This is a genomic window from Gordonia malaquae NBRC 108250 (genome assembly GCF_000344135.1).
Classification (GTDB): Bacteria; Actinomycetota; Actinomycetes; order Mycobacteriales; family Mycobacteriaceae; genus Gordonia; species Gordonia malaquae.
The window spans coordinates 1-26,785 of record NZ_BAOP01000041.1 but is presented as its reverse complement, the minus strand read 5'-3'; the positions used below and the strand labels follow the sequence as shown (position 1 = coordinate 26,785).

At 65.8% G+C, this 26,785-nt stretch carries 30 protein-coding genes; 16 read left to right on the top strand and 14 right to left on the bottom strand.

Annotated elements, in window-relative coordinates; genetic code table 11:
- Positions 1-35 precede the first annotated feature (35 nt).
- The 3 genes from GM1_RS19010 to GM1_RS19000 are packed head-to-tail and all read right to left on the bottom strand — an operon-like array spanning position 36 to position 1,370.
- Positions 36-242 (bottom strand): hypothetical protein, encoded by a 207-nt coding sequence (locus tag GM1_RS19010; protein WP_008381601.1) that lies wholly within the window; start codon positions 240-242, stop codon positions 36-38.
- Positions 239-1,027: a phage antirepressor N-terminal domain-containing protein gene (locus tag GM1_RS19005; protein ID WP_008381600.1), complete on the bottom strand. Its 789-nt coding sequence runs from the start codon at positions 1,025-1,027 to the stop codon at positions 239-241. The genes GM1_RS19010 and GM1_RS19005 overlap by 4 nt, the downstream gene beginning before the upstream one ends.
- Positions 1,028-1,076: 49 nt before the next feature.
- On the bottom strand, positions 1,077-1,370 hold the full coding sequence (locus tag GM1_RS19000; protein WP_157436201.1) for an XRE family transcriptional regulator: 294 nt from the start codon (positions 1,368-1,370) through the stop codon (positions 1,077-1,079).
- Positions 1,371-1,552: 182 nt separating this feature from the next.
- Between GM1_RS19000 and GM1_RS18995 the strand changes: the two genes are divergently transcribed.
- The 4 genes from GM1_RS18995 to GM1_RS18980 all read left to right on the top strand — a co-directional run bounded on the left by GM1_RS18995 (position 1,553) and on the right by GM1_RS18980 (position 3,755).
- Positions 1,553-2,146: a helix-turn-helix domain-containing protein gene (locus GM1_RS18995; protein WP_008381598.1), complete on the top strand. Its 594-nt coding sequence runs from the start codon at positions 1,553-1,555 to the stop codon at positions 2,144-2,146.
- Entirely contained in the window at positions 2,143-2,970 is an 828-nt protein-coding gene (locus tag GM1_RS18990) for a DUF3800 domain-containing protein (protein ID WP_008381597.1), read from the top strand. The genes GM1_RS18995 and GM1_RS18990 overlap by 4 nt, the downstream gene beginning before the upstream one ends.
- Positions 2,971-3,138: 168 nt before the next feature.
- Complete coding sequence (locus GM1_RS18985) at positions 3,139-3,552, top strand: hypothetical protein (protein WP_040520722.1); 414 nt, start codon at positions 3,139-3,141, stop codon at positions 3,550-3,552.
- On the top strand, positions 3,549-3,755 hold the full coding sequence (locus GM1_RS18980; RefSeq protein ID WP_008381595.1) for a DUF3263 domain-containing protein: 207 nt from the start codon (positions 3,549-3,551) through the stop codon (positions 3,753-3,755). Before GM1_RS18985 ends, GM1_RS18980 begins: the two co-directional genes overlap by 4 nt.
- Here GM1_RS18980 and GM1_RS18975 read toward each other — a convergent pair.
- Positions 3,752-4,966: a tyrosine-type recombinase/integrase gene (locus GM1_RS18975; protein ID WP_008381593.1), complete on the bottom strand. Its 1,215-nt coding sequence runs from the start codon at positions 4,964-4,966 to the stop codon at positions 3,752-3,754. The genes GM1_RS18980 and GM1_RS18975 overlap by 4 nt on opposite strands.
- A 259-nt stretch (positions 4,967-5,225) precedes the next feature.
- On the opposite strand from GM1_RS18975, the gene GM1_RS18970 reads away from it, so the two are divergent.
- The 3 genes from GM1_RS18970 (at position 5,226) to GM1_RS18960 (ending at position 7,985) form a co-directional block, all read left to right on the top strand.
- Positions 5,226-6,119 (top strand): potassium channel family protein, encoded by an 894-nt coding sequence (locus GM1_RS18970; protein ID WP_008381591.1) that lies wholly within the window; start codon positions 5,226-5,228, stop codon positions 6,117-6,119.
- Between the two features lie 128 nt (positions 6,120-6,247).
- Positions 6,248-7,006 carry a lytic transglycosylase domain-containing protein gene (locus GM1_RS18965; protein WP_008381590.1) on the top strand — a complete coding sequence of 253 codons (759 nt, stop codon included), beginning with the start codon at positions 6,248-6,250 and terminating at the stop codon, positions 7,004-7,006.
- Between the two features lie 118 nt (positions 7,007-7,124).
- Complete coding sequence (locus tag GM1_RS18960) at positions 7,125-7,985, top strand: SCO6745 family protein (RefSeq protein WP_008381589.1); 861 nt, start codon at positions 7,125-7,127, stop codon at positions 7,983-7,985.
- A 204-nt stretch (positions 7,986-8,189) separates the two neighbouring features.
- Here GM1_RS18960 and GM1_RS18955 read toward each other — a convergent pair whose 3' ends face one another.
- A complete protein-coding gene (locus tag GM1_RS18955) occupies positions 8,190-9,728 on the bottom strand; it encodes an MFS transporter (protein WP_008381588.1) in 1,539 nt (512 codons plus the stop codon).
- Between the two features lie 100 nt (positions 9,729-9,828).
- On the opposite strand from GM1_RS18955, the gene GM1_RS18950 reads away from it, so the two are divergent.
- Complete coding sequence (locus GM1_RS18950; protein WP_008381586.1) at positions 9,829-10,407, top strand: TetR/AcrR family transcriptional regulator; 579 nt, start codon at positions 9,829-9,831, stop codon at positions 10,405-10,407.
- Between the two features lie 9 nt (positions 10,408-10,416).
- On the opposite strand, the gene GM1_RS18945 is transcribed toward GM1_RS18950, so the two are convergent.
- Positions 10,417-11,397: a HEAT repeat domain-containing protein gene (locus GM1_RS18945; RefSeq protein WP_008381584.1), complete on the bottom strand. Its 981-nt coding sequence runs from the start codon at positions 11,395-11,397 to the stop codon at positions 10,417-10,419.
- Between the two features lie 7 nt (positions 11,398-11,404).
- Entirely contained in the window at positions 11,405-12,049 is a 645-nt protein-coding gene (locus GM1_RS18940) for a HEAT repeat domain-containing protein (protein ID WP_008381582.1), read from the bottom strand.
- 134 nt (positions 12,050-12,183) lie between these two features.
- Here GM1_RS18940 and GM1_RS18935 point away from each other — a divergent pair, with 134 nt between their 5' ends.
- Together GM1_RS18935 and GM1_RS18930 are read left to right on the top strand one after the other, a co-directional pair.
- Positions 12,184-13,338 carry a hypothetical protein gene (locus GM1_RS18935; protein ID WP_075052023.1) on the top strand — a complete coding sequence of 385 codons (1,155 nt, stop codon included), beginning with the start codon at positions 12,184-12,186 and terminating at the stop codon, positions 13,336-13,338.
- Positions 13,339-13,402: 64 nt separating this feature from the next.
- Positions 13,403-14,692: a family 1 glycosylhydrolase gene (locus tag GM1_RS18930; RefSeq protein WP_008381578.1), complete on the top strand. Its 1,290-nt coding sequence runs from the start codon at positions 13,403-13,405 to the stop codon at positions 14,690-14,692.
- Here GM1_RS18930 and GM1_RS22500 read toward each other — a convergent pair.
- The 3 genes from GM1_RS22500 to GM1_RS18920 all read right to left on the bottom strand — a co-directional run bounded on the left by GM1_RS22500 (position 14,686) and on the right by GM1_RS18920 (position 17,476).
- A complete protein-coding gene (locus GM1_RS22500; protein ID WP_008381576.1) occupies positions 14,686-14,853 on the bottom strand; it encodes a type II toxin-antitoxin system antitoxin in 168 nt (55 codons plus the stop codon). The two genes, GM1_RS18930 and GM1_RS22500, sit on opposite strands and share 7 nt — an antisense overlap.
- A complete protein-coding gene (locus GM1_RS18925) occupies positions 14,850-15,734 on the bottom strand; it encodes an SPFH domain-containing protein (RefSeq protein ID WP_008381573.1) in 885 nt (294 codons plus the stop codon). Before GM1_RS18925 ends, GM1_RS22500 begins: the two co-directional genes overlap by 4 nt.
- Positions 15,735-15,802: 68 nt before the next feature.
- Entirely contained in the window at positions 15,803-17,476 is a 1,674-nt protein-coding gene (locus tag GM1_RS18920) for an alkaline phosphatase D family protein (RefSeq protein WP_008381571.1), read from the bottom strand.
- A 117-nt stretch (positions 17,477-17,593) separates the two neighbouring features.
- Here GM1_RS18920 and GM1_RS18915 point away from each other — a divergent pair, with 117 nt between their 5' ends.
- Positions 17,594-18,658, top strand: a complete 1,065-nt coding sequence (locus GM1_RS18915; RefSeq protein ID WP_008381569.1) for a metallophosphoesterase — start codon at positions 17,594-17,596, stop codon at positions 18,656-18,658.
- Here the strand turns inward: GM1_RS18915 and GM1_RS18910 are convergent.
- Entirely contained in the window at positions 18,591-19,232 is a 642-nt protein-coding gene (locus GM1_RS18910; RefSeq protein WP_075052024.1) for a DUF998 domain-containing protein, read from the bottom strand. The two genes, GM1_RS18915 and GM1_RS18910, sit on opposite strands and share 68 nt — an antisense overlap.
- Before the next feature lie 53 nt (positions 19,233-19,285).
- Here GM1_RS18910 and GM1_RS18905 point away from each other — a divergent pair, with 53 nt between their 5' ends.
- A complete protein-coding gene (locus GM1_RS18905) occupies positions 19,286-20,572 on the top strand; it encodes an acetyl-CoA C-acetyltransferase (protein ID WP_008381565.1) in 1,287 nt (428 codons plus the stop codon).
- A gap of 81 nt (positions 20,573-20,653) precedes the next feature.
- On the opposite strand, the gene GM1_RS18900 is transcribed toward GM1_RS18905, so the two are convergent.
- Complete coding sequence (locus GM1_RS18900) at positions 20,654-21,307, bottom strand: LysE/ArgO family amino acid transporter (RefSeq protein WP_008381563.1); 654 nt, start codon at positions 21,305-21,307, stop codon at positions 20,654-20,656.
- Between the two features lie 55 nt (positions 21,308-21,362).
- Here GM1_RS18900 and GM1_RS18895 point away from each other — a divergent pair, with 55 nt between their 5' ends.
- A complete protein-coding gene (locus GM1_RS18895) occupies positions 21,363-22,313 on the top strand; it encodes a LysR family transcriptional regulator ArgP (RefSeq protein WP_008381561.1) in 951 nt (316 codons plus the stop codon).
- Positions 22,314-22,327: 14 nt separating this feature from the next.
- Here the strand turns inward: GM1_RS18895 and GM1_RS23370 are convergent, their stop codons facing one another.
- Together GM1_RS23370 and GM1_RS18890 are read right to left on the bottom strand one after the other, a co-directional pair.
- Positions 22,328-22,510: a DUF8730 family Cys-rich protein gene (locus GM1_RS23370; protein ID WP_075052025.1), complete on the bottom strand. Its 183-nt coding sequence runs from the start codon at positions 22,508-22,510 to the stop codon at positions 22,328-22,330.
- A 33-nt stretch (positions 22,511-22,543) separates the two neighbouring features.
- Positions 22,544-22,924 (bottom strand): carboxymuconolactone decarboxylase family protein, encoded by a 381-nt coding sequence (locus GM1_RS18890; protein WP_008381560.1) that lies wholly within the window; start codon positions 22,922-22,924, stop codon positions 22,544-22,546.
- A gap of 175 nt (positions 22,925-23,099) precedes the next feature.
- Here GM1_RS18890 and GM1_RS18885 point away from each other — a divergent pair, with 175 nt between their 5' ends.
- From GM1_RS18885 to GM1_RS18875, 3 genes are all read left to right on the top strand, one after another.
- Positions 23,100-24,719 (top strand): hypothetical protein, encoded by a 1,620-nt coding sequence (locus tag GM1_RS18885; RefSeq protein WP_008381559.1) that lies wholly within the window; start codon positions 23,100-23,102, stop codon positions 24,717-24,719.
- Entirely contained in the window at positions 24,716-25,567 is an 852-nt protein-coding gene (locus GM1_RS18880) for an alpha/beta fold hydrolase (RefSeq protein ID WP_008381558.1), read from the top strand. Before GM1_RS18885 ends, GM1_RS18880 begins: the two co-directional genes overlap by 4 nt.
- Positions 25,568-25,752: 185 nt before the next feature.
- On the top strand, positions 25,753-26,785 hold a 1,033-nt coding region (locus GM1_RS18875), incomplete at its 3' end, for an IS481 family transposase (protein ID WP_008381557.1).

Genomic DNA, 26,785 nt, shown 5'->3' with positions numbered 1-26,785 from the left:
TTGACGGCCTCGGTGTTCCAGCACCGAGGCCGTTTTCATGCAGCAGGTCGGCGATTGGTCACGTTGGCAAGGTCAGCGAGGTCGAACGCGACGATCGTCGGCATCTCCTCCGCCGCGCCCGTCTCGGCGCGACCAAGGATCGTGATGTACGCGCCGTCACGCGCCACGTTGTCGAACTGCGAGATCAGCACGGTGCCGTCATGGACGTTCGACTGGTTCTTCACCGCATCCGACTTGTTCATGCCTCGACCTCCAGCGTCATCGGCGCGTAGTAGTCCCGCCACACCTGTTCGAGCAGGTCACGGTCGGCTTCGGTGTACGCCAGCACGTCCCGGGTCTGCCCGTTCGACAGGGTGAGCGGATACTTCCCCGGCTCGACGCCGTGCCGTTCGATGTACGCGGCCTTGCAGCGCTTCCCGAACACTCCCGAGATCGACTTCATGCGCTTCTCGCTGAGGTTCTTCTCGCCCAGGAAGTCCTTGGAGTAGAGCGGGCGCCGGCCCTGATCGAGTTCGGCGTTCTCACCCATGCCGCGGGCCAGGATCACGCGGGCCTTCGCCTCAAGGTGGTCGGGGTGGATGAGGCCCTGTGCGGCCTGACACAACTCCATCTGCGCGCGGGCCTGGAAGATGAGCGCGTTCGCCTGGTGCTCGGTGATGCGCGGGTTGATCGCGCCGCCCTTGTGGAAGTAGGCGTCGAGGGCGTCGGCCGCCTCCGACTGGTACGCGCGGAGCTCGTCGCGCTTGTCCTCACGGACACGCTTCTCGTCGAGCGTCGCCAACCACATCGTCAGCGTGCGGCGGTCGACGCCGACAACCTCGCGGCGCTGAGTGTCGCCGGGGAGCTGCGTGGAGAATTTCCCCATGCAGGTCCACGACTTCGACTTGAGCTTCTGGAGCTGTCCCGAGTAGTCGAGTCCGAAGTACTCGACGATCGGCTTCATCGCAGCAAGCGACTTTCCGTCTGTGTAGAGCGGCAGTGACGATCCGGGGACCCGAACCTCTACTGCGGTATTCTGATCGTGCATCTTGTTACTCCTTGATGTGTCTGCCCCCGCCCCGTCCGGCGGGGGTTTTTCATGCAGCAGGTCGGCGATTGGTCACGTTGTCATTTGCCATCTCGACCACAAAAAGAGAACCGGGCGGCGCTCCGAGCGCCTTCTCGATCGCTCCGGCAACCTTGGGACCGCACGTGGTGCGGCCGTTCGGCGCGCGGAGCAGGCTGATGGTTGATCGATACTTCTCGTCACCCGCCTTGCGAGCGAGCGTCATGTTCGAGAATCCTCGAGCGTCCATGTAGGCGCGAAGCGCGTCCTTGCTGATGAGCTTCATGTACACCTCCCTCCGGGGGTAGGTCGTTGTCATGGTCACCTCCTGACTGTATCGGCTAGTGGCTACGTTGGCAATAGCCAATGTAGCTGGGGGCGGCTACATGCGCAAGAGTGGGATTCGTCGCTTACGTGCAGCGCACCGAATTACATCGATGGTTTTTGTAGCTGAGGTGGCTACAGTTCTAGTTGCCAACACACCATCCACACTGGAGATTCGTAGCCGTGAGCGCACTGAGCGAACTACTCAATCGGCACTTCGCTGAACGGTTCCCTGAGATGTCGAACCGGAAGATCGCCGAAGCGTCGGGGGTGTCACGCGGAACGATCGACAACTACCGCAACGGCACGCACCCGGCCAGGCCGAGTGAAGAAGTTCTTCAGGCGTTTCACGAGCTACTGCGCATCCCTATGCCGGAGCTTCGCGAAGCGGCTGGACTTCAACCGGGAGAACTTGACCCCTACGTCCCGCCCGCCGAAGCCAACCGGCTCGGGATGCGGCAGCGGCGAGCCCTAGACGAGCTCATCCGGAGCTTCGTCGAGAGTCCTGGAGTCTCCAATGCCGAACAACCTGCCACTGACACCGCCGATCCGACGCCGGCCGCGCGAGCACAGGGCACCGAAGACCAGAAGAACGACGTCAAGCCCACAGACTTGTCGGAGCGTCGATCAAGGCGTGAGGCTGGATCTTCTGCGCGCGAGGAGTCGCCGGAGGATGCGATCGCGGCCCGTACCCGTGACCCGAGGTTCGCGCCCGACGACCCGGCCGGATACTACGGCACCAACGACATCGGCGAAGAGAACCAGGACACCGAGTGAGCGACCATTGGGGCGATGACCCCTGGGGAGGATTCGAGCCGCCTACGAGCGAACCTCCGGAGTTTGAGGCCCCCACGCTCGAGCCGCCCGATTTCGATCCTTGGGCCCATATGGAGGATCCGTGGGAAGAAGTTGTGGCGGCGGGGCTAGCCCCTGTAGAAGAAGCTCCGCCAGAGAAGACCCTGTACGTGTTCATGGACGAGTCTGGGGATATGACCTTCGACAAGAAGGGCAGTCAGCACTTCGTTCTGTCTGCGGTCGTCACTGACGATCCGTGCGCATCGGCGTCCGTGATCCAGAATCTGAAGTACCAACAGATGGCCAAGGGGAGTGAGCATTTCGAGTTCCACGCCACCGAGAACTCGGTCGGAACCCGCAAGCGCGTAGCTGACACAATCAGCACCATCACAACGATCAAAGTGCACTCGCTGTGGATCGACAAGGCGTACGCGCACCATTCGAAGCAGAACAAGGTCGCACTGTTCTCGCTGTTCGGCAACGCGATGGGGCGGTACGTCGGACGAGTTCACAGCGACCGTTACACGCAGATCGTCATGGTCTTTGACTCAGTACTGACCAAGAAGGAGCAGGGAGCGTTCAAGCAGGCGGTCGTGCCCAACTTGAAGAAGCTCGACGTGAAGTTTCGGCTTCTGTTCCATCCAGTCAAGTCCGAACTGAACGGCCAGATAGCTGACTACTTCTCATGGTCGCTGTATCGACATCTCGAAGTCGGCGACTCAGAGCCGCGTGCGCGGCTGGCGAAGGTTCAGTGGACCGACTTCAACCTGTTCCAGAGTGGACACACGCGATACTGGAAAAGATGACCACCCCGCCTACCCAAGAGGGAAAGCCCAGGGGCTCTTGTCGGCGGGGTGGAACGTTTGACTGAACAGTAACACCGAGTGCTAGGTTGTGCACGACTACACGAATGACATTCGTGTAGTTCCTGGTCACAGCCGTTTTTGTCGGTGGGCTGTGGTCTCATACCGGACATGAACAGCTGGCATCCATGGCACTGGGCGAGGGACCAATACCCCCACCTCGTCATCGACTGCACCCGCCACCTCGCAGGCGAAGCAATGGGACTCCTCGGCGAGACAACCATCTGGATCCGCCGCGGTAGTTCACAGCGCGAGCGACGCACCTCGCTCACCCACGAGATCACCCACATCGAATACCCGGACGCCACCGAGGCCGAAGTGGAGCGGATCACCGCGCGCCGACTCATCACTGTCGAGCAGATCATCGACGCTTTCTGCTGGCTTCGACACCCCACCACCGAGGAGCTCGCCGACCACTGGTGGGTGGACAAGCAGGCCGCCCACACGCGCATGCTGAACCTCGACCCGATCGAGGTCGCGCAGATCGAGGCGGCCACTGATGGCGATTGGTCGTGGGCGGCATGACCGACGACGACCGGAGACTACTCGACTTCGCCGGCCGCCGGTTCTCATCGCCGGGCGCCCACGCCGCGGCGGTCCGTGAAGAGTTCGGGCTGTCGGTCACGCGGTACTGGCAGCGAGTGGCGAACCTGTGTCGCGACCCCGAAGCTCTCGCCTACGCGCCAGTCGTCGTGAACCGGCTGCGGAGGATCGCCGGGCGTGCCTAGCCTTCAAGCTTGAGCATGGTCTCCATCTTGCCGAGCGCAGCCCTCGTCACGTCAGTGGATGTCGACACGTACCCGCGGTGCGCGGTGACCGTTGTGTGCCCAAGGATCTGCATGCGCACCGACTCTTCGACTCCCGCTTCGAGCAGGAGAGTGGCGACGGTGTTGCGGCTGGCGTGCTGGTCGGGTGCGTCGTCGATCTTGGCGACGATACCGGCATCGACACATAGCTGCCGCCACTCGGTTGTGTCGTCGGCGGCCACAGTCGGCGTACTGTCCTCTCGAGTGAACACCAGCCCAGATCGCGGCGACGGACCGCCGAGGCTTTCCAGTGCCGCATGCACAGGAGTGAGCAGAGGGATGATGCGGCGTGACCCGCGGGTCTTGGTGTCGACGAGGCAGGCACCACGCCACACCGGCGTGAACTCAAACTCCGGCCGGACGTCGAACGCCTCCCGCGGATACACGGGGTCAGTGGGCCGACCCCAACCCTTGACGAGCTTGATGCGGCGAAGTTGGTGACTGATGTCGATCTGATCATGATCGAGGTCGACGCGGTCCCAAGTGAGTCCGAGTACTTCCGCCTGCCTGGCCCCGGTGAGGAGTGCGAGTGACCATCGTGCGGCGGCGCGCGGGTCGCCGGATTGTGCGACATGCAGGAGGATTGCACGTGCTTGGTCGACGGTGAGCGGGTCGCGCTCTTCACTGCGAGACTCCGGGCGGTCCATGCGGCCACATGGGTTCGCTGTGATCAGTCGTTCGTTGGTGGCGTCGTCGAGCGCTTTGGACAGGATGTTGAATGCGATCTGGGCGGTGCGCGTGGATCTGGTGGCGGTGATTTTGGTGTGCATTGCGCGGATGTCGCGTGGCTGGAGTGAGCCGATTGGCTTGGTTCCGATGTGCGGAACGATGTTGTTCTTGATGCAGGACCGGTAGGTGTCGAGGGTGTTCGGTTTGATTCGCCGGGGCGCGATGTCGCGGCACCATTCGGTGAGCCAGTCGGTGACGGTGACGACGCCGCGTGCTGGGTCGATTCCTTGGTTCACTTCGTCGACCATCTTGCGGAGTTCGGCGAGTGCGTCGTCGTAGCGTTTGCGGCCGCGCTGGTATCGGGTGCCGTCCTCGCGCCAGACTTGGGCGATCCACATGCCGTCGGCGCGTTGGTGAAGTCCCCCGTCACCCTTTTCTCGACGTCGCCTTTTCCCTCTCGCCACGGCTTACTCCTATCCTTACTCCTACGTCTGCGTATCCCCAGCGTACGCTAGCCCACCGCGCATAGCCTTTGACCTGCTGTTACGTATTTCAACCTGGCTCTATCGTACCAAAAATACAGCTTCCCAAGCTGAGAGTGCGGGTTCGATTCCCGTCATCGGCTCCATCGAACCCCCTGGTCGGGACCGATCAACCCCTGCCTCGGAATGCCTGCCTTCAGTTGTTCTCGATGAGCGCTCGCGGTCAGTAAGAATCTCCGCCATGACGAAATCATCGGACCGCGTGAACGGACGGCCACCTCTGATCTCCCGTCGAGCCGAATGGGAGCGTCGCTCCGAACCGATCCTCGCTGTTGCCGCCCTAGCGTTCTTGGTCGCCTACGGCACACCGATCGTTGAGCAAGATCTCAGTCCAGGCTGGCAGTCTGCGTGTACCGCGGCGACGATCGTCGCCTGGATCATCTTCGCTCTCGACTACCTGGCGCGCCTGATCCTGACAGGCAACAAGAGGTACTTCATTCGCCACAACTGGTTCGACGCGCTGATTCTGGCCATCCCAGTGCTCCGACCGCTTCGCGCGTTGCGACTCGTCGCGCTTCTGTCCATCGCACACCGCGCCGGTACGAACACCCTCCGCGGCCGAGTCGTCACCTATGCGGCCGGCGGCACAACACTCCTCCTCATACTCTCCTCACTCGCCATCACCGATGCGGAACGGGGCCGGCCCGGAGCCACAATCAATGGCATCGGAGACGGGCTCTGGTGGTCGATCACCACGATGACGACTGTCGGATACGGCGATCGGTATCCGGTCACCACGTCTGGCCGATTCGTCGCCGCAGCGTTGATGCTGGCCGGAATCGCACTTCTGGGTGTCGTCACCGCCACCGTCGCATCCTGGCTCATCGAACGGATCGACGACGCCAAGAACCAAGAAGCCGCCACTCAAGCATTGGTCAACGAACTGCGGATTGAGATCAAGCGACTGCACGAGCGGCTCGACGCTCGCGAGCAAGCACGCCGACTCGGACGATCAACGCGATCCCGAAAAGTACATGCCATGACGTGCGCCGTCTCACACTGGGCGACCTTCCGCTGGATGACCTGCGGGTGCGCTGCCCGGCTCCTGAGAATCACCACTTTTGATAACGACTAGATAACAACAAGACCGCGGATTCATGTACGTTCGTCGGCAGTCCTCGATCGGACGCGACGCATGTGTCGCACCGCCTCCCCCACCTCGGGTGGCCGACGAGGAGAACTTTCCCCGACCCCTGGGAGACCATGCATCCGCACCGCCCCCTCCGCAAGACCGTCGTGCTCGCAATGGCCGGCGTCGCTCCCGTCGCCGCCCTTCTGACGGGTGCGGCGGCGAGCACCGCCGAACAGGCGGCGGCTCCCGCCGTCGTCCAAGCGGCGCACGTCCAGCCGCAGCCGGAGCCTGCCCAGGCCCCCGCACCCACGACACAGGTGCAGGTCCGAAAGGCAGCGCTCACCCGTCCGGTCGCACCGCCGCGAGTTCCCGCGTCTGTGTCCAAGGGACTCGTTCCGCGCGTGAACTTCGACGCCTACCGTTCGGCGGAGGCGTCGATGGCGAAGTCGACACCCCGCTGCCACATCGACTGGAAACTGATCGCGGGCATCGGGCGCGTCGAGTCGCACCACGCCAACCTCGGCGACACCTTCCGCAACGGCAAGCTGCGCACCCCGATCTACGGCCCGACGCTCGACGGCTCCCTCGCGGGCAACCGAGTCGTCTCCGACACCGACGGCGGACGCCTCGACGGCGACTCCACGTACGACCGCGCCGTCGGGCCGATGCAGTTCCTCCCGTCCACCTGGGAGCACTACGCCGCCGACGGGAACGGCGACGGCAAGAAGGACCCGCAGAACCTCTTCGACGCCGCCCTCACCACGGCCCGCTACCTCTGCGAGGATCGCGTCGACATGCGCAAGGCAGGCGACCGGGTCACCGCGATCCTGCGCTACTACAACTCGATGGAGTACGTGGACGACGTCCTCGGCTTCGCACGAAGCTACTGACGGTTTCGACAACTTCGGCACTCCCCACCGCGAATAGCGCGGCGTGGAGTGCCGAAGTTGTTTCGCGGCCAGTAGGCCGCCCGTTGACACGACTCGACGAGACACAGATGGTGGAGGCATGACCGCTGCACGGACCGCGTACGAGTCCCTCGAGCCATTTCACGTCCTCGCCTACTTCAACCCCGGAATGGGCGACGCTCTCAAAGACACCGGCGTCGACCCGTCGTCGTTCTACCTAGGCGCACGCGGCGCACCGCTCGGCGACTGCGCGCCCGAGGTCGTGATCTCGACGTTCTACAACTTCGCACCGGCCACAGTGACGGCCGGATGGGCGACCGCGCGGTCCGCCGGCCTCCAGAAGATCGCAGATCGTCGCTTCGCGATGCTCGACGCCTCGCTCCGTGACATCCTCGGCGACCTCGCCGACAACCCCGAGATCACCGAACTCGCCGACGGCTTCGGCCGACTCGCCTCCGACCTGCCGCTCGGCGGACGGGCACTGGCGGCCGCATGGTCGACGTCGACGCCGCCGAACAGCAACGACCTGCTGCGCCTCTGGAACAACGTCGCGATCCTGCGCGAATGGCGCGGCGACAACCACATCTCAGTGCTCGTCGGCCACGGGCTCGACGGCATCGACGCCTGCACGTTCCACGAGTCGACGCTGCTCGACCCGACCATCCGTCGCCGCGCGATGGGACGCCGACTGACGCAGTTGACCCGAGGCTGGTCGGACACCGACTGGGAGGCATCCGTCGATCGACTGGTCGCACGCGGCATCGCCGAACGGACCGACGACGGGCATCGCCTCACCGCCGACGGCGCAGCGCTGTACGACGACATCGAAGCCACCACCGACGCGCTGGGCGAGAACGTGTGGTCGGCCCCCGGCGCCGACGATCTGGTCGCCCGGATGCGGCCGTACGTCAAGGCCGTCATCGACGCCGGCGTGCTCCCGGGGACCAAGAAGAAGGCCTGACCACCACTGCTCCTTGAGCGAACTGAGTGAGTCGAAAGGTCGTCCCCCACCGCCGAACTACGTCCACGAGCCCACGGCCTGACGGGTCATAAAGGCTGGCGTGAGACTCCTGGGTTCGTGTATTCGGCAGGACGCTTCGACTCACTTCCTTCGCTCAACGAGCAGAAGGACTCCGCCGCTCGACGAGCGCGTTCGGTGTAGGCGTCAGCCGACGAGCTCGGGTTCGGGCTCGGCCGCCTCGACACAGGGTGCGCGCAGCGCCCACGCCCCGATCACCGCGGAGAGAACTGATACGCCCACCGCGACCCAGGTGGCCTGGGCGAGCCCGTCGATGAACACCGACGACACCACGTCGTGCACGGCCCGTCCTGCATCACCCGGGGCGCGTTCGGACACGGCGACGCCAGCCATCACCGACTGCTCGGCAGTCTCCCGCACGGATGCGGGCACGCCGATCGCAGTGAGGCGGTCCGCGACATCGGCCGCGTACACCGAGGTCAACACGGACCCGAGGACGGCGACGCCCAACGTTCCGCCGATCTCACGCGTCGTGTCGTTGACCGCCGAACCGGCTCCGGCTTGCTCGGGTGTGAGTGCATCCATGATCACTTGGGTGCACGGACCGGAGATCAGCGCGAGTCCCGCCGCCATCAGCATCATCGACCAGATGATCAGGCCGAAGTACGTCGACTCCATGCCGACGAACTGAACGAGCCCGAAGCCGGCAGCCATCAGCAGCGCACCCGAGACCGCAACGGGTCGCGGACCGAAGCGGTGCGACGCAGCCATCGCGAACGGCGACAGCGCCGCCACCACCACAGCGAACGGCAGCGTGCGGATGCCGGCCTGCAGCGGGCTGTATCCCTGCACTGCCTGGAAGTATTGAGTGATCAGGAAGATGAACCCGAACAGGGAGAAGAACGCGACGGCCACCATCCCTGCGGCAGCCGCGAACCGCCGATTGGCGAACAGTCGGACGTCGAAGATCGGATTCGTGACGCGCTGCTGGTGAACGACGAACACCGCGAGGATCACGACGGATGCCAGCAGTCCGACAATGGTTCGCGCTGATCCCCAACCTGCGGCAGGACCTTCGATGACCGAGTACGTGAGAAGGCCGAGACCGGCGATCGACAGCACGACGCCCACAGCGTCGAACCGCGGAAGCAACGCATGAGCATCAAGTCCACGCGAGGGGATCACAGCGACCACCGCGACGAAGGCGATCACTCCGAACGGGACGTTCACCCAGAACACCGACGACCACGAGAAGTGTTCGAGCAGCCATCCGCCGAGCACCGGTCCGATCGCGATGGCGATGCCGGACGTCGCGGCCCAGACGCCGACCGCCGCCGCCCGCTGTTTCGGGTCGGTGAAGATGCCGACGATCAACGCCAGCGTCGCGGGGAACACCAGAGCGGCGAACAGTCCAAGACCGGCACGGGCGGCGATCAACTCGCCGAGGGAACCGGCGAGGGCGGCGCCCACGGACACCGCCACGAATCCGACGATGCCGCCGAGCAGCATCCGGCGATGCCCGAAGCGGTCGCCGAGGTAGCCGCCGGTCAGAAGGAGTCCGGCGAACACCAGCGTGTACGCGTCGACGACCCACTGAAGTCCAGAGATCCCCGCGTCCAGATCACGGCTGATCGTCGGCAGTGCCACATTCACGATCGTGTTGTCGACCATCACCAGCAACTCTGCGAAGCAGAGCGCCGCGAGGGCGAGCCATTTGGTTCTCATCAGTTCCTCCGTTGTAGAACGACGTACCAAAACAGTAGTACGCCGTCCTACAATGCAGGTCAAGGATTTTGTAGAACATCGTTCTAGTAAGGTGGACCACATGCCGCGCTCTCCAGTCAGCCGACGCACCCCTGCCGCACAGGTCCGGTCGTCTCTCCTCGCGGCCGCACGACAGATCCTCGAGAACGAGGGACCGAGCGGATTGACTGTGCGCGCGGTCGCCGCGGCTGCCGGCGTTGCACCGATGGGCGTCTACAACCACTTCGACGGCAAGGACGGCCTGCTGACGGCCGCCGTCAACGACGGCTTCGCAGAGTTCGCGCAGGCCATCGCCGCCGCTGACAACGACCCCACCGACAGGCTGTTGGCATCGGGCCGCGCGTATCGCGCTTTCGCCCTCGCCAACCCGACCCTCTACTCCCTGATGTTCGGCGGACAGTGCGCCCCCGACATCGCGGTGGCATCCGCCGCGTTCACCGCCCTCGTGGAGATCGTTCAGTATGGCCAGGTGGGAGGGATCATCCGCGACGACGACCCGGGCTCGATCGCCATGCAGGTGTGGTCGTGCGTTCACGGTGCGACGAGCCTCGAACTCGCATCGCCCACACCGCCGGGCGCGACGATGGACGAGAACTACGAGAACGTCATCAACCTGATCGCGCGGGGCCTCGCGCCGTAGCAGTCGTCATCACTCTCGTTGTGAATCGATGAGATACCGGGCCGTGACGGCCGTCCCGCGGTCCGGATCATCGACGAGCCGCAGCAGTGTTGCATGGGCGTCGGGGCCTCCGACCTCCCCGAGGGCCTGCGCGATGCGGCGCCGAATCCCGGCGTCAGCGCTGTCCAGCGCGGAGACGAGACGGCCGACGACCATCGCCTGATCGCCGGCCGCGGCCAACGCCTCCGAGGCGTCCACGTCGGCGACACCGTCGATCACCCGGTCAACGAGCAAGGGGATCACAGCAGTGTCGCCACGAACAGCCAACTCTTGCGTCGCACGACTCCGCACCGTCGGATCGGGGTCGGCGACAACCGTCCGCAAGGCCTCCGACGACGCGTCCGAATCGATGTCGACGAGCGCGAGAACAGCGCGTCGACGCAGGTGAGCATCCGAATCACCGAGCGCCTCGGCCAACAGTGGGACCACGTCGTCGCTCGATCGGACCACAGCCCACCGAAGGGCGCCCGCGACGTTCTCGTCCTCCTCCGACAGCATCGCGGCGACCAGAGCGTCGGAAGGCAGATCGGTCCCAGAGACGGTCAGCGCCGCCCGCTGCCGACTGCCCGCGTCCGCGGACTCCAATCCCGACAACAGCGCGACGACGCCGAGCACCTGCTCCCAATCCTCCGGCCCCGCGTCGGCCACCTGGCGCAGGCGCGACAACAGTTCCTGTTCCCGCGCGATCCGCGCTTCCGCACGCAGCGCAAGATCGGAGACCAGGTCGGCCGGCCGAAAATCGGGATCGTCCAGCGCCTGCCCCACTTCGCGGAGCGAGAGCCCGAGCGCACGGAGGCTCTCGACGTGGAAGATCGCGGCGATGTCGTCGGCCGAGTACTCCCGGTACCCGGCCGACGACCGCCCGCTCGGGCTCGCCAAGCCGAGCGAATCGTAGTGACGCAACATCCTGGCGCTCACGCCGGAGCGTCGAGCCACCTCACCGATTCGCATGGTCGCCTCACATGTCGTCGGCCGCCGCACCGAGTGCGGCGATCCGCTTGGCGGCGTCGACGTCGAAACCGAACGCCGACTCCGGGTCGTTCATCAGTTGCTCGGTAGCTGCGGCGTGTCCACGAACGATCGGGTCCGACGACCGTCGCGCAGCTTGCACCACTGGCGCCGCCGCAGACCCGAGCTCAACGAACGCTCTGCTCAGGCTCCGATGCACGTCGGTGTCGCCGCGACCGAACTGTGTGGCCAGTATCGCAGCCAAACCGGTCCGCTCGTCGACGGGAACGACGATCACCGCAGCACGCCACGCCGCCCGCGCCACCTCGACCTCGGCGTCTGTCAACAGATCCCGGGTGATGTACGGCCACGCGGCGTGGTCGCCGATCTTCGACAGCGAGTGCAGCGATTGGCTTCTCGCCTGCGCGATCGGCGAATCGAGCTCGTTGATGAGGACCGGCACGGTGCCGGCAGCAGGCAGACGTGTGATGGCCCAGGTCAGCATGTCCCGGACGTAGAAGTCCGGCTCCACACGGCACCGGTCGATCAGCGCGTCGAGAAGCGCGCTGTCGGGATCGGTGCCTGCCGCCATCGCGGCCTGCAGTCGGACGGACGCCCTCTCGTCGGCGAGGGCTCGGATGAGCTGTGCGGTCATGTGGACCACCTCCTTCACCGTCCACCCAAGACCTTCACACAGTGTGAAGGTCAAGCCTCGAATTCTCCCACGCGCAGCCGAGATCGGGCCTAACGTCGAAATGTCCGACTACCCCCACATCAGAATCGATGCTCATGACCGTCTCGGTACAGCACACCTCCAAACTGTTGGGCCTGGCCGCGGTAGCGGCGACCCTCGCACTCGTCGCTCCCACCGCCCCGCCGGCACACGCGAACGTCGACCCCGGCACGTCCGCCACCTGCGCGGCAGGCGATCCCGAACTGGCCGACGCCTCGTGGCGGGTTCCGATCGTCGGCACCACTGTCACCATCACCGCCGACTGTCGCGGTTCCAGCCCATCGCTCCTCGCCCGCGGAGTGGACGCGCTGATCGGCTCGGACACTCTCAGTTCGATGAACCAGGCCATCACGTTCGGCCTGCGGATCGGCACCACGTCGACTATTCGTGGCAACGGACTGAACACCGCGATCGCGGCGCTCGGCGGCGACGCCACATCGTCGTCGAACCTGATCGCCAGCATCGCCGTCTCCGCAGCCACCGGCGCCGGCACCGCGTACGCCAACGGGCTGCTCGGAGTGGGCGTGTCCCTCGCGGTCGGTGGCGTGGGAGCTAACAGCGCGACAACCAACGCACTGCCGGGCGGCATCGCGATCGCATCGTCCAATCACCCGCTGTCGGGTCGGAACGCCCGCGCCACCGCACTCCTCGGCATCTCCAGTGCGACGGCCACCGCTGACCCGAACGACGGAGCCGTCTGCACCGCCCTGTACGGATCGGCGCAGGTCACCGACCGAAGCGGCGCCAACATCGATTCGTGCACGAGCGTCGGGTTCCTGTTCCAGCGCTACCAGGAGGGCGACGGCCCGGTCTGGTTCGCGGTGAAGAATCCGTTCTCGGTCCGCTTGATCGCCCCCATCGGCGACGGCCTCACCGGATTGATCGACAGTGTCGGCGATCTCGTCGACCTGCCGCCCGCGGTCGGCGAGGTGCTCGGGTCATCGTTCGTGCCGGAGTTCCAGCGCGATCTGATCCGGGTCTCGTTCAGCAACGGCCTTCACTTCGGCACCGACATCTTCGGCGGTGCCGGCTCGTCCGACAATGGATCGTCAGGATCCTCGGACAACGGCTCGACCAGCGGATCGGCCGGCTCATCCGACGAGCCCGACCCGACACCGACTCTCACCAGGACGAATGCCTCGCCGACGAAGCGCGCCCCGGTCGATCCGATCGCCGCGCTGATCAAGCAGATCGTTCCCGCACCCCGCTGACGTCGTCGGCACCGAATCCGCCCGAATCGCCAACACGATCGTTCGATCAGCACATACTGGCGACATGCGAAGGCGTCTCACTGTCCTGATCACCGCTGCCGTGCTCCTACTCGCACCTCTCGCCCCCGCGAACGCGGCGGAGGGAGTCGGGCCGCTGCCCTCCGACTTCCTGTGGGGTGTGGCGTCGTCCGGATTCCAGGCCGAGGGGCACTCGCCTCCCAGCAACTGGACGCGGTACATCGCGCAGGGAAAGACGACGGACAAGATCGGGAACTCCATCGACTTCCGCCACCGATACAAGTCCGATATCCAGCTGGCCAAGGGCCTCGGCGTGAAGGTCTATCGCGTCGGGATCGAGTGGGCGCGCGTCGAACCGAGGCCTGGCCGGATAGACCGCAAAGAACTCGCGTACTACGACGACCTGATCGCGTCTATCGTCGCGGCGGGCATGCGGCCGATGATCACTCTCGACCACTGGGTGTACCCGGCGTGGGTGGCCGACCGAGGCGGTTGGGCGTGGTCGGGCATCACCGCGAGGTGGCTTCAGCACAATCGGATGATCGTCGACCGCTACGCGAAGGTCCATCCGCTCTGGATCAGCATCAACGAGCCTACCGCGTACGTGATGAAAGAAGTGATGCACGGCGGAATCGGGATCGGCGACGTCCCGGCGATGACCGACCGCATCGTGCGGGTGCATCGCTCGATCTACGACTACATCCACGCGCGTGACACGAAAGCGCTGGTGTCGTCGAACATCGCGTACATTCCGGCAGCCGAGCCGATCATCGACAAGACCGTTCTGAACAGGATCGCCGACAAACTCGACTTCGTCGGGATCGACTACTACTACTCCGCGACGCCGACCGATCTCTCTGTCGCGAACGTTGCGATCGACCGGATGTGGGACGCGTCGATGGCGGCCGACGGCATCTACTATGCGCTGCGCGACCTGCACGAACGATTCCCAGGCAAGCCGCTCTACATCGTCGAGGCCGGACTCGTCACCCAGGACGGGCGACCCCGCGCCGACGGCTACCGACGATCCGATCATCTCAAAGACATGACGTACTGGATTCAGCGCGCCCACGACGACGGCATGCCGGTCATGGGCTTCAACTACTGGACGCTGACCGACAATTACGAGTGGGGCAATTTCGCGTCACGGTTCGGCCTGTACACGGTGGACGTGAAGACCGACCCGACACTGACGCGCCGCCCGACGGACGGCGTGGCGGCATACCGCCAGGTGACGGCCGCCAACGGCGTCGGCCGAACGTACCGCCCGACGCGACCCGCGGTGTGGTGCTCCCTCGTCGCGGGCGCGTCGAGCTGCACACGCCCGGTTCACTGACGCGGGCTGCGTCCCGCCTCCTTCAAGGCGAGACGCAGCGCGTACTCCAGTTGCGCGTTGATGCTGCGCAGGTCGTCGGCCGCCCATTTCGCGATGGCGGCGTGGACATCGGGGTCGAGTCGCAGCAGGACCTTCTTCGACTCCCGTCTGGGAGCGGTCATGCGTACAGCGAGCCCGCGTTCACAACCGGCTGCGTGGCGCGGTCGCCGCACAGCACGACAAGCAGGTTCGACACCATCTGCGCACGACGTTCATCGTCGAGTTCAACGATGCCCTGGTCGCTGAGCCGATCGAGCGCAAGACCGACCATGCCGACGGCGCCTTCGACGATCTGCTGACGAGCGGCCACCACCTGCGACGCCTGCTGGCGGACGAGCATCGCCTGTGCGATCTCCGGTGCGTACGCGAGGTGCGTGATGCGGGCCTCGATGATCTCGATGCCCGCGGACTCGGTCCGCTCGCGAAGTTCGTCTGTGAGCTCTTCGGCGACGGTCGCACCGTCACGCAGGCTGATGCGGTCGGCCTCGTGTGCGTCGTACGGGTGGATGGTCGCGAGGTGCCGGACCGCCGCCTCCGACTGGGTGGCGACGTACTGCTCGTAGTCGTCGACTGCGAACGCCGCCTTGAAGCTGTCCACGACGCGGTAGACGACCACGGCGCCGATCTCGACGGGATTGCCGTCGGCGTCGTTCACCTTGAGGGTCTGCGTCTCGAAGTTCCGGATGCGCAGGGAGATGGTCTGCTTGTCCGCGAGCGGGATGACGCTCACGAACCCGGGCTCGCTGACCGATCCGACGTAGCGTCCGAAGAACTGGACGACGCGGGCCTCATTGGGTCCGACGACCGTCAGCCCGCTCATCGCGAGCAGCGTCGCGAGACCGATGACGATCGCCAGAACGACGACCACGGCCAGTGCCGCGGATCCGCCGTCGGCCATCACGACCACCGATGTGATGCCGGCGATCACGCAGATCGCGAGCACCGCGAGTCCGCCGATCAGCGCGACGAACCCGTTCATCCGCCATGCCTGCTTGAGTTCCACGACTACTCCTCTCGACTCCTCCCGCGGATCGACAGGAGTGATATCACCACGATAGCAACTCGCGGGGCCTACGCGGGACCGTTCGCCTTCACCATGCGGCGCGAACCGGAGTTCACCTTCCACGACTGGCCGCGGTACTGGGTGGTGCGCGGGTCGGCGCGGTCGGCGACGAAGTACCAGTCCATCTGCGCCGCGGCGGGAGTGATCGTCATGACCGCGTAACCGTGCGCGTCGGTGTCGACCCACCGGATGTGGTTGTTGGTGGCCTGCATCGCGGCGGACGCGGCGCCACCGACCGGCGAGTGCTCGGGCAGCAGAACCATGTCGTCGACGTTGTTCGACGTGACCGAGGTGACGACGAACTCGGTGGCGACGTTGCCCGCACCGGGATAGTTCGCGGGCTTGCGCGGGACGTCGTTCGCGAACGACATGTGGATGTCGCCGGTGATGAACACGACGTTCTTCTTGCCTGCTCGATCGATCGCGTCGAGGAGCTTCTCGCGGTCCTTCACGTAGCCGTCCCACTGGTCGCCGTTGAAGGGGATGCCGTCCTCCGGCACACCGATCAGCGTGGTCAGCTCCTTGGTGCGGGCCGGGTCGAGCGGCGGGATGAGCATCGGCGCGATCATCACCGAGTTGCCGACGATCTGCCACTTCGCGGTCGACGTGGTGATTCCGCCCTGCACCCACTCCATCTGACGGCGACCCATGATGGTGCGCTTCGGATCGTCCGACTCGGTGGAGAAGCGCGACGCCTCCTTGTCGCGATACGTGCGCAGATCGAGCATGTTCAGTTCAAGGAGCTTGCCGTATGCGAGCCGGCGGTAGATGTGACGGTTGTCCGCGCTGACCTGCGGACGAATGGGCATCCACTCGTAGTACGCCTTGTCGGCGTGCGCCTTCCGCTGAGCCCACGAACCCTGCGAGGGCTTGTGGTTCTCCGCCCCGTGCTTCCACTGGTTGTCAGCGGCTTCGTGATCGTCCCACGTGACGATGAACGGGTGCTGCGCGTGCGCGGCCTGCAGGTCGCGATCGGTCTTGTACTGACCGTGGCGGATCCGGTAGTCGGCGAGCGAGACGATGTCGTGGCGCGGCGTGTGCATGCGGACGGAACCGTGCTTGCCGCCGTACTCGCCTGCGCCGTACTCGTAGATGTAGTCGCCGAGGAACACGACGGCGTCGAGGTCCGTGCGCTTGGCGAGGAACCGGTACGCGCCGAAGTACCCGGCCTCCCAATTGGCACAACTCGCGACTCCGAAGCGCACCTTTGAGACGTCGACACCTGCCGCCGGGGCGGTCTTGGTGCGCCCGATCGGCGAGACGGCCCCCGCTGCGGGCCCCGACGTGATGCGGAATCGGTACCAGTAGACCGTCGCCGGATTCAGGCCCGAGGCGTCGACCTTGACCGTGTGATCCTTGGACGCGTCGGTACTCGTCGAACCCGATGCGACACGCGAGGCGAACCCGCGGTCGGACGCGATCTCCCAGGCCACCGTCGACGCCGCACCGCGACCCGACCCGGGGGTCGCGTCGCTGGTAGGAGTCACGCGGGTCCATAGGATCACGCCGCCGGGCAGCGGGTCTCCGGACGCGACGCCGTGGCGGAAGGCGTTGGTGGCGGCGTGCGCCTTCGGGGCGTTGACACCGGCTGCGATCGGGAGTCCGACGGCGAGGGCGCCTGCACCGGCGGCCCCGATGAAGCCGCGGCGGGTGACTGAGGTGGGGGCTGCTGAGTCATGCATACGGGGGACGATCCCACAGCCCGATGTCCCGACGGTGAACTCTCGGGTAACGACAGATCGTCGTAGATACGTCCGGACGCCATGTCCCGTTCATTCATTCATGGGAAAGTGGATCGCATGATCGAGAACAGCCCCTTGTCGGTCGGCCCTGACCGTCGTACCTTCCTCGCCGGAGCCGCTGCGGTGGCAGGCACCGCCGCCACTGTCGCCGTCGCCGGAGCCGGAGCTCCCGAGGCCTCGGCCGCCGCCCGATACCCGCTGCCGCACAAGTCCGACGCGTTGCGTGTACTCGTCACCGGTGACGCCGGTACCGGCGAGAAGCCGCAGTTCGCCGTCACCGCGGCCGCCCGCAAGTTGCACGCGGCCCGCAAGTTCGACGTCGCCGTCGGCCTCGGCGACAACATCTACGAGTCGGGCCCGAAGGGTCCGGACGATCACCAGTTTCAGACCAAGTTCGAGAAGCCGAACGCCGGCCTGGACTTCCCGTGGCTGATGACGCTCGGCAATCACGACAACACCGCGATCTTCCCCGGCGACGGCGGCTGGCTGCTCCGCGGCGACGCCGAGGTGAAGTACCACTCGCGGTCGCGTCGTTGGTACATGCCGTCGCGCTACTACTCGGTGTCGCTCGGCGTGGCCGATTTCTTCATCGTCGATCTGAATCCGCTCGCGGCGTACATTCCCCCGGTGTTCTCGCCGGAGTGGGAGCCGGGCGGCCACTACATGACTCGCCAGGCGCGCTGGCTCGACAAGGCGCTCGCGTCGTCGAAGGCACCCTGGAAGTTTGTCTGCACGCATCACCCCTACGCCAACAACGGCCCGCACGGTCCGGCAGGCGACTTCGACGGGCTCCCCGCACCGTTGAACGGCCAAGCCGCGAAGGATTTCATCGAGCGCCACATCGCAGGAAAGGCGCAGTTCCTGTTCTCGGGACACGATCACAGTCAGCAGGTGCTGGAGAACGTCCACGGCCTGAAGGGCACTCGCCAGATCGTGTCCGGTGCGGCGGGCAAGACCGTCCACAAGTCGTCGTCGAAGCGGTTCCGCGCTCGTTACGAGAACTACCAGGACCGTGGCTTCATGACGCTCGACATCACGCCGAGCACCGTTGGTCTCACCGCCTACGAGGTACCCGCTTCGGGCGCCGCGCGTGCCGCGTACTCGACCACGTACCGACGCTGAACACGAGGAGCCACACGCTCATCGCTCCCACTTGGATCCGCTGAGCGAGTCCCAGCAGGTAATCGCCCTGGAGGCGATCCGACCCGAGCATCCATCCGGTCGCGATCGCCACCAGGGCGAATGTCGTTGCGCCGAGGGTTCTCATGATCGGCCAGTTGTCCTCGCGGAACGCCGACCACGTGGCGGCCCCCATCGTCACGAACAGCGAGAAGACGGCGATCGCACTCGTCGCGGCGTGCACGATCGGCACCGTGCCCATCGGTGCGAGCGCGTCGGCGACCGTCGCCGTGCCGAACACCCCGAGTGCGACGACGGCCGTCGTCGCACCTCGTCCCGCCGGCCGGACGCCGAACAGGAGCAACGACGCTCCGACCGCCGCGACCCCGGCCACGATGTCGCCGTATGAATACACCTGGTGCCATGGGACGTCGTCGGCCTCCAACTCGGAGAGGAACGACCTGAATCGGTCCTGCCCGGTCGGGACGATGAAGTCGAAGATCCACGACGAGTAGGCGACGCCTGCGATCGCAAGCGCAGCGGCCGCCAGCACGCTCCGCACCTTGCCACTACTCACTGTCTCATCCCCCGATGTCAGGATTGGTCGCTCGCGTCGTTACAGTGTCCAGCATGACCGACCGCACTCTGACCGACGTCCTCGTCCTCGGCAGCAATCGGATCCCGTTCGCACGATCGAACGGGGCGTACCTCGCCGAGACGAACCAGTCGATGCTCACCGCCGCGCTCGGCGGACTCATCGACCGGTACGACCTCGCGGGCCAGCGCCTCGGCGAGGTGGCGGGCGGCGCCGTCGTGAAGCTCGCGCGCGACCACAGCCTCACGAGGGAAGCGCTCATGGACTCGACGCTCTCCCGCATGACGCCGACGGTCGACGTGCAGCAGCAGTGCGCGACCGGCGGACAGGCGATCGTTCACATCGCCAACAAGATCGCATGCGGCCAGATCGAGTCGGGCGTCGCCTGTGGCGCGGACACGACGTCCGACCCGCCGATCGGCTTCGGCCCGCGTCTGCGGAATCGTCTGGTCAAGGTGAACGCGGCACGCTCGCTCGGCGACCGACTGCGTGAAGCGGCTCAGATCCCCCTGTCGATCGACTTCGACATCCCGAGCCCGTCCGAACGACGCACGCACCTCGTTCCCGGTGCGGCCCAGGCGATCACCGGCGCGGCGTGGAACGTCGGACGCCAGGAGCAGGACGAGATCGCGCTCGCTTCGCACGAGAATCTCGCCACCGCCTACGACGATGGGTTCTTCGACGACCTCGTCACCCCTTTCGCGGGCCTCGCGCAGGACGACAACATGAGGCGCGGACTCACCGCCGAACGCCTCGCCGGACTGTCACCGTGCTTCGGGGGCGACGACGGCACCATGACCGCGGCCAACTCCACCACCCTGACCGACGGCGCATCGAGCGTCCTCCTCGGCAGCCCGGCGTGGGCGGCCGAACGCGGACTGACACCGCTGGCTCGCATCGTCGACGCGCAGAGTTGGGCCGTGGACTACGTGGACGGCGACCCGAAGTCGGAGGGCGTGCTGATGGCGCCGGTGTACGCGGTGGACGAGTTGCTGCGCCGCAACGATCTGACGCTGCAGGACTTCGACTTCTACGAGATCCATGAGGCGTTCGCCTCGCAGGTGTGCTCCACACTCGCCGCGTGGGCAGACGACGACTTCTGCCGCGAGCATCTCGGCCATGAGGCACTCGGCGAGATCGACCGCTCGAAGCTCAACGTCCGCGGCGGCTCCCTCGCCACGGGTCACCCGTTCGGCGCGACAGGCGGCCGCATCGTCGGCACGCTCGCGAAGCTGATCTCCCAGCGGCCCGGGTCCCGCGGTCTGGTGTCCATCTGCGCCGGGAGCGGCATGTCCGTCGCCCTCATCCTCGAATCGGCCTGATCCAGTTCCTCGGCGTCATCCGTGCTCCTTGAGCACCCCCTGCTCCTTGAGCGAACGGAGTGAGTCGAAAGGTCGGGACGGTCAGCTCATCGCAATGAGGCTGACGCCGAGCCCGACCATGACGACAGCGATGACCGAGTCGAGGATCCGCCAGGCGCGGACAGAGGAGAACATCGGGGCCATCTTCTTGGCGCCGAATCCGAGCGCGAGGAACCAGACGATGCTGGCGACGCAGGCACCGACTGTGAACGCCCACTTCGCGTCCGCGTGACTGTTCGCGATCGACCCGAGCGTGAGGACCGTGTCGAGGTAGGTGTGCGGGTTCAGCCAGGTGAGAGCCAGCGCCGTGCCGAGTGCAGCCCAGAGGCCACGGTTGCGGCTCGGGTCGTCGTTCGTGGTCGACGACGCCGTCGGTCGCCACGCCCGGCGTGCCGCAAATCCGCCCAGCACAACCAGGTAAAGGCCGCCGACGATCTTGGCGACACTGACGATGCCCGGGTGCGCTGACACGACCGCCCCGAGACCTACGGTTCCGGCGCTGATCAGCACGATGTCGGACACCACGCACACGGCGATCACCGGCAGCACGTACCCTCCACTGATTCCTTGACGGATGACGTAGATGTTCTGAGGTCCGATGGCGATGATGAGGCCCGCGCCGGTGAAGAGTCCGGCGAGCGCGGCGAGCAGGAAGGTCGTGGTCACGTAGATCGACGTTAGGAACCGTTCGATCATTAGTCCATCGACTGATTCTTAGGAAAGATTAGAATCACTAACTGTGATTTCACCCATGGACGTCTCCGCCGAAAGCCTCGTGACCCTCACAGCGGTTCTCCGCGAGGGCACGTTCGAAGCCGCGGCGGCATCGCTGCACGTCACGCCGTCGGCGGTGAGTCAGCGCATCAAAGCTCTGGAGCAATCCGTCGGGAGGGTCCTGGTTCGTCGAGTCAAACCGGTGACGGCGACACCCGACGGCGAGGTCCTCGCGCGGCTCGGCGAGCAGTGGTCGCTCCTCGTCGCCGAAGCGCAGGGCGAGCTCACCGGGATCGCCCACGAACCCGACGTCGACCCGCGAATGCTTCCGCGCGTGACCATTCCGATCGCGTGCAACGCCGATTCACTGGCGACATGGTTTCTGCCGGTGGTCGCCGAGTTCCACAGCGAACACCCGGTGTCGATCGACCTGCACCGCGACGACGAGAGTGTCACCACCGCAATGCTCCGAGCAGGCGATGTCGTCGGTGCGGTGACCTCGGAACCGATCGTCGTCCGCGGGTGCCAGACGGTGGAGCTCGGTTCGCTGCGGTACTTCCCCGTCGCATCACCGGAGTTCATCGAGCGGTGGCTGCCGAACGGTGTCCGCGCGCGAGACATGCAATACGCGCCGATGGTGATGTTCGACCGCAAGGATCACCTTCAGATCAAGGCGCTCAAACACCTCGTCGCCGAACCGATCTCGCCGCCGGTGAACTACATCCCCTCGGCGTCGGAGTATCGGCGCGCCATCCAGGCCGGCATCGGGTGGGGCGCCGTCCCCGAGGTCGAGATCGATGACGAACAGATCGGCCGCCGACTCGTGCCGCTCACCAAGCGGCCGGTCGATGTTCCACTCTATTGGCAGCACTGGAAGCTCCGGTCTCCGCTGGTCTCCGGACTGACCGACCTCGTCGTCGAGCATGCCCGACGCAGCCTCGTCCCACCGCGTCGAGGTCTCGCTCCGGTCCCCTCCGGCGGGCGTTGACCGACACTGCGACGTCACCGGCGAAATCTCCCGAAGAAGCCTCCGCTCGCCGCCTTCGCCGCTGACTTCTCCTCGGCCGTGTGCGTCCCCGCACACCACTGGGCCGCCGGAACCGAGGCCTTCACCTGAGCGATGTGACTGCCGCAGCCCGCCCAGGTCGTCTTTCCACAGGTTCGGCATCTACTGGGTCGACACATCGGATGCTGTCCTCTCTTGTTCGAGTTCGGGTGTCAGGCCGGGGTCTCGCCCGCGTCGATCGCATCGACGAATTCGAGGAACGCCTCGAAGGCGCGAGCGCCGTGGACGGTCGCCGGTCCGCCGTGCATGAGGAACGTGACGCCGATCGCCTCCGCAGCCTCCTGCGGCGTCGCGCCTGCGCGCGCCGCGGCCTGGCCGTGGGACGCGATGCAGCCGTCGCAGCCTTCGACGACACCTATCGCCAGGGCGATCAGTTCCTTCGTCTTCCGGTCGAGCGCTCCGTCGGCGAACGCCGCGGACGAGAGGGCGCTCCAGCCCTTGTAGACGTCGGGAATCGCGCGACGCAGCTCCCGGTGCAGCGGGGCCAGGTCGCGCAGGACCTGCTTGCCGTGAGGCGAGTCGTGATCGGTCATCTGGTGTTCCTTTCACAGGTGTTTCGCGATGCCGAGTCCGTGCACCCAGGATCGCCTTATCCCCCATGGGGGTTATGGCAATCATAGATCAGTATCCCCCGAGGGGGTTACTGATCGTGACGGCCGTCATGGCGACGGACCCAGAACTAGAACACGTTCGCGGTACCATCCGGGAGTGAAGAGCCTCCGCGCACCCTCCCTCCTACTCGCCGTTGCAACCGCAGCATCCCTGCTCACGACGCCGATCGGTGGCGGCTACTCCCACGCCGGCCCCGCATCATGCGTTCCGTTCGGGACCGCCCAGTTGCCGCCCGGTGCCCCTGCCACCGGGAGTCGGGCCGGGCTGTCGGCGTTCCCCCGGTACACGGGGACTTCGGCTCCGTCACGTGTGGAGATGCGCACCGAGACCACGCAGTTCAATCTCCATTGGGAGTTCGCGCTGGTCGGGCACCGCCTGATCACCCGGCCACGGTCCGCATCGCAGTGGCGCACAGTGCCGTTGCCGTCGTGCCTGCGTGACCGGCTCGTCGCGATCTCACTCGACGACGACGAGTTGGTCGGCATCGACGGCCGCGGCTGGATCTACACGATGGACAATGTGAACCAGTCGCCGCGCCTGTGGAACTGGACGTCGGCGTGGGGCGCGATGCTGTGGACGGCCCCCGGACGGACGCTGCCGGGCCGCAAGGTCGGCGGATGGGCCCTGTCGGTCACGTCGCCGTCGGACAATCGCGCTTACCAGGACATCGCAGGCCGGGTGCATCCGAGCGGGCAGGCCAAGATGACGATGATCCCGAGCCTCACCGGCGACGGCAGTCGCATCACATACGCCGACCCGTGGCTTCCCAACGACGACAGTTACGAGGTCGGCGGCCCGCTCGGCGGACGGTTCCAGTCGCGGTCGTTGTCGGCCGCGGCGTCGACGATGTTCGTGATGAACAAGTTCGGCGACATGTTCACTCGCACCTTCGACTTCGACTCCTCGGGCTCGGACTCGGTCTTCTTCCGATACAGCTGGGAGTCGCAGCGAGGCAAGCCGAGTGCCGACAATCTGATGGTCGAGACGTGGGACCGATCGAAGGCCGCCGTCCAGCTCCCGGCCCCCGATTGGACACGGCAGCCGAAGATCCCCGGCGAGATCTTCTCGACGGTCACCGTCATCGCGACCGGCCCCGGTGTAGAACGCCGCGAACTGCGAGTGGCAGGAAGGCGCGACGGCGTCGCGGGCTTCTGGCACAAGTCACTGCAGGCTTCCACCTGGGGATTCACCGCCACCGGCGGTACGCCGTCCGGCACACCGGTGGAGAACTCGGCATCGGACCGATCGGGTGAGACCCTCGCCCCACGCGTGCCGTGGAACCTGTCTGCGTCGCTTCCGTCGCGGAAGGCGTTCGTCGACGGCCAACTCCTGATCGACATCGGCCTGCCCTACAGCGTCGTCGACCCGCGACTGCTCGACCAGGTGGGACTTCACGCACCGAAGTCCGGGTACCGCCTCTACGTGACCGCGTTCGATCCGGCCGCGACCACTCGCCCCGCGGTTGTGGTGACTCCGGACGGGAAGCGGATCGACGTTCTGCTGCACACCGCCGACGGCATGCGGATGTCGCCGAGCAAGCCGGGCCTGACGTCGGTCCCGCGGCATCTCGTGGGCGCCGTCGCACTCGATGACGCGTCCTTCGCCCGACGCGGGTCCGACCCGGCGGTCCGCGCGTTCGTCCGCGACTGGATGAAGGGCAAGCAGATAACGCCGATCACGTTGAGCGCCACCACGACGAGCTTGGTGATCCGATGAGCGGCGATCTGATCCAGGTTGGCGACGGCCTCGAGATCTGGGCGTCCCGCGCCGGCGACGGCCCCGCCGTCCTCCTCTCGGCCGGACTCGGAATGCCCCCTGGCACATGGGCTTTCACCGGGCTCCCCGACCGCTTGGTGGATGCTGGGTATCAGGTCATCACCTACGCCGCTCGCGGAGTGGCGCCTTCGTCGGCGCCGCCCGCGCCGTACTCCGTCCACGAGATGGCCGCCGACGCCGCTGCGGTCCTCGACCACTACGGCGTCGAGGAGGCGATCCTCGTCGGCTATTCGATGGGCTGCTACATCTCGCAGGCGCTCTTCGACGTGTGGGGCGGGTCGATCCGCGGCCTCGCGATGATCGCCGGGCTGAGGTCGTCGGTGATCGGCGAGATCGTCAATCAGATGGAACTGGACCTCATTGAGCGTCTCGGGAGTGTGCCCGCTTCTGTGTCACTGTTCGAACAGTTGATGACGACGCTGTCACCGTCGGCGCTCCGCGACAACGCACAGGTGGCGGTGTGGCGCGATCTGATGGGCGGCTCGGCGGACGTGTGGACGTCCGGCGCAGGCCAGCACGGTCAGACCGCGGCATCGTACGCGTGGATGAGCGCGGGCGAACCGACCGTTGAACGACTCTCCGGAATCGGCTGCCCCACACTCGTGGTCGGCTTCGGCGACGACGTGTTCTTCCCGGCCGCCGGCTCTCGCGAAGCCGCCTCACACATCCCCAACTCCGACTGGATCCTCATCGAAGGCGAAGGCCACGGCGGCATGATGCTCGACGCCCAGCATCGCGCCACATCGCACGTCGCGGAGTTCTGCGCGTCTCTCGCCACTGACCGGTAGAGCTCCGGCGACACCGCCCCCTGTCCGACGCTGCCCACCGCACGCATCGGAACTGTCACTGACGCTCTGATGGACGAAAGACTTCCCGACGACTTGTTATGTCGCAGGACATCGGTGACAGTTCTGCATCAGGACATCGGTGACAGTTCCGGTGGTTCAGGTGGTGACACTTAGACGATCAGTCGATGGCTGCGAATGAACCGATTGATCCTCGTGTGCGCCTGGCGATTTCCCAGTGGCCCGACGATGCGCCTCGCGGTGCCGTGGCGCCCTTTTGCATCGAGCACGGCATCTCCCGGCAGTCGTTCTACAAGCTGCGTAGACGATGTAGGCAGGAGGGCCAGGCGGCGATTCTCGAACCCCGATCCTGCCGGCCGCGATCGAGTCCAACGAAGATCGCCGACGACGCCGTTAGCGAGGCTGTGCAGGTCCGGGCCGCGCTCGCGGCGTCAGGTCTGGACCATGGACCGATCAGCGTCTACGAGAAGATGACCTCGATGGGCCTGGATACGGTCCCGTCAACGGCCTCTCTGGCAAGGATCTTCCGTGAGGCAGGCGTGGCGCGCATCGAACTGAAGAAACGTCCTCGTGCCGCATGGCGCCGCTTCGTCTACCCGGCACCGAATGCGTGTTGGCAGCTCGATGCCACCGAGTACGTCCTGACCGGCGGCCGGACCTGCGTAATCTTCCAACTCGAAGACGATCACTCCCGTCTGGAGATCGCCTCGCATGTGGCATGGACCGAAACCGCAGACGCAGCGATCACGGTGTTCGACAAGGGCGTCACCGAACACGGCGTCCCTCAGCGGCTGCTGACCGACAACGGGTCTGCGCTCAACCCGTCTCGCCGTGGTTTCCTCGGTCAACTCGTCGTTCACGTGCAGAAGCTGGGCGTCGAACCGATCACAGGAAAGCCGTACAAGCCGACGACGCAAGGCAAGAACGAACGCCTTCACCGGACCCTGTTCCAGTATCTGCACGCCCAGCCGATGGCATCGACCCTGGCCGAACTTCAAATCCAAGTCGACGCCTTCGACCTCATCTACAACACCGAACGCCCTCATCAGAGCCTTCCCGGCCGTATCACTCCGCTGGCCGCCTACCGCGCGACAGACAAAGCCCAATCCCCTCGGCCCCAGCCTGACCGGTCGATACCGGTGCCCGGCGGCAGTATGTGCGAACCACCGCAGTCACCTCGGACAGTCATCCGCAAACTAA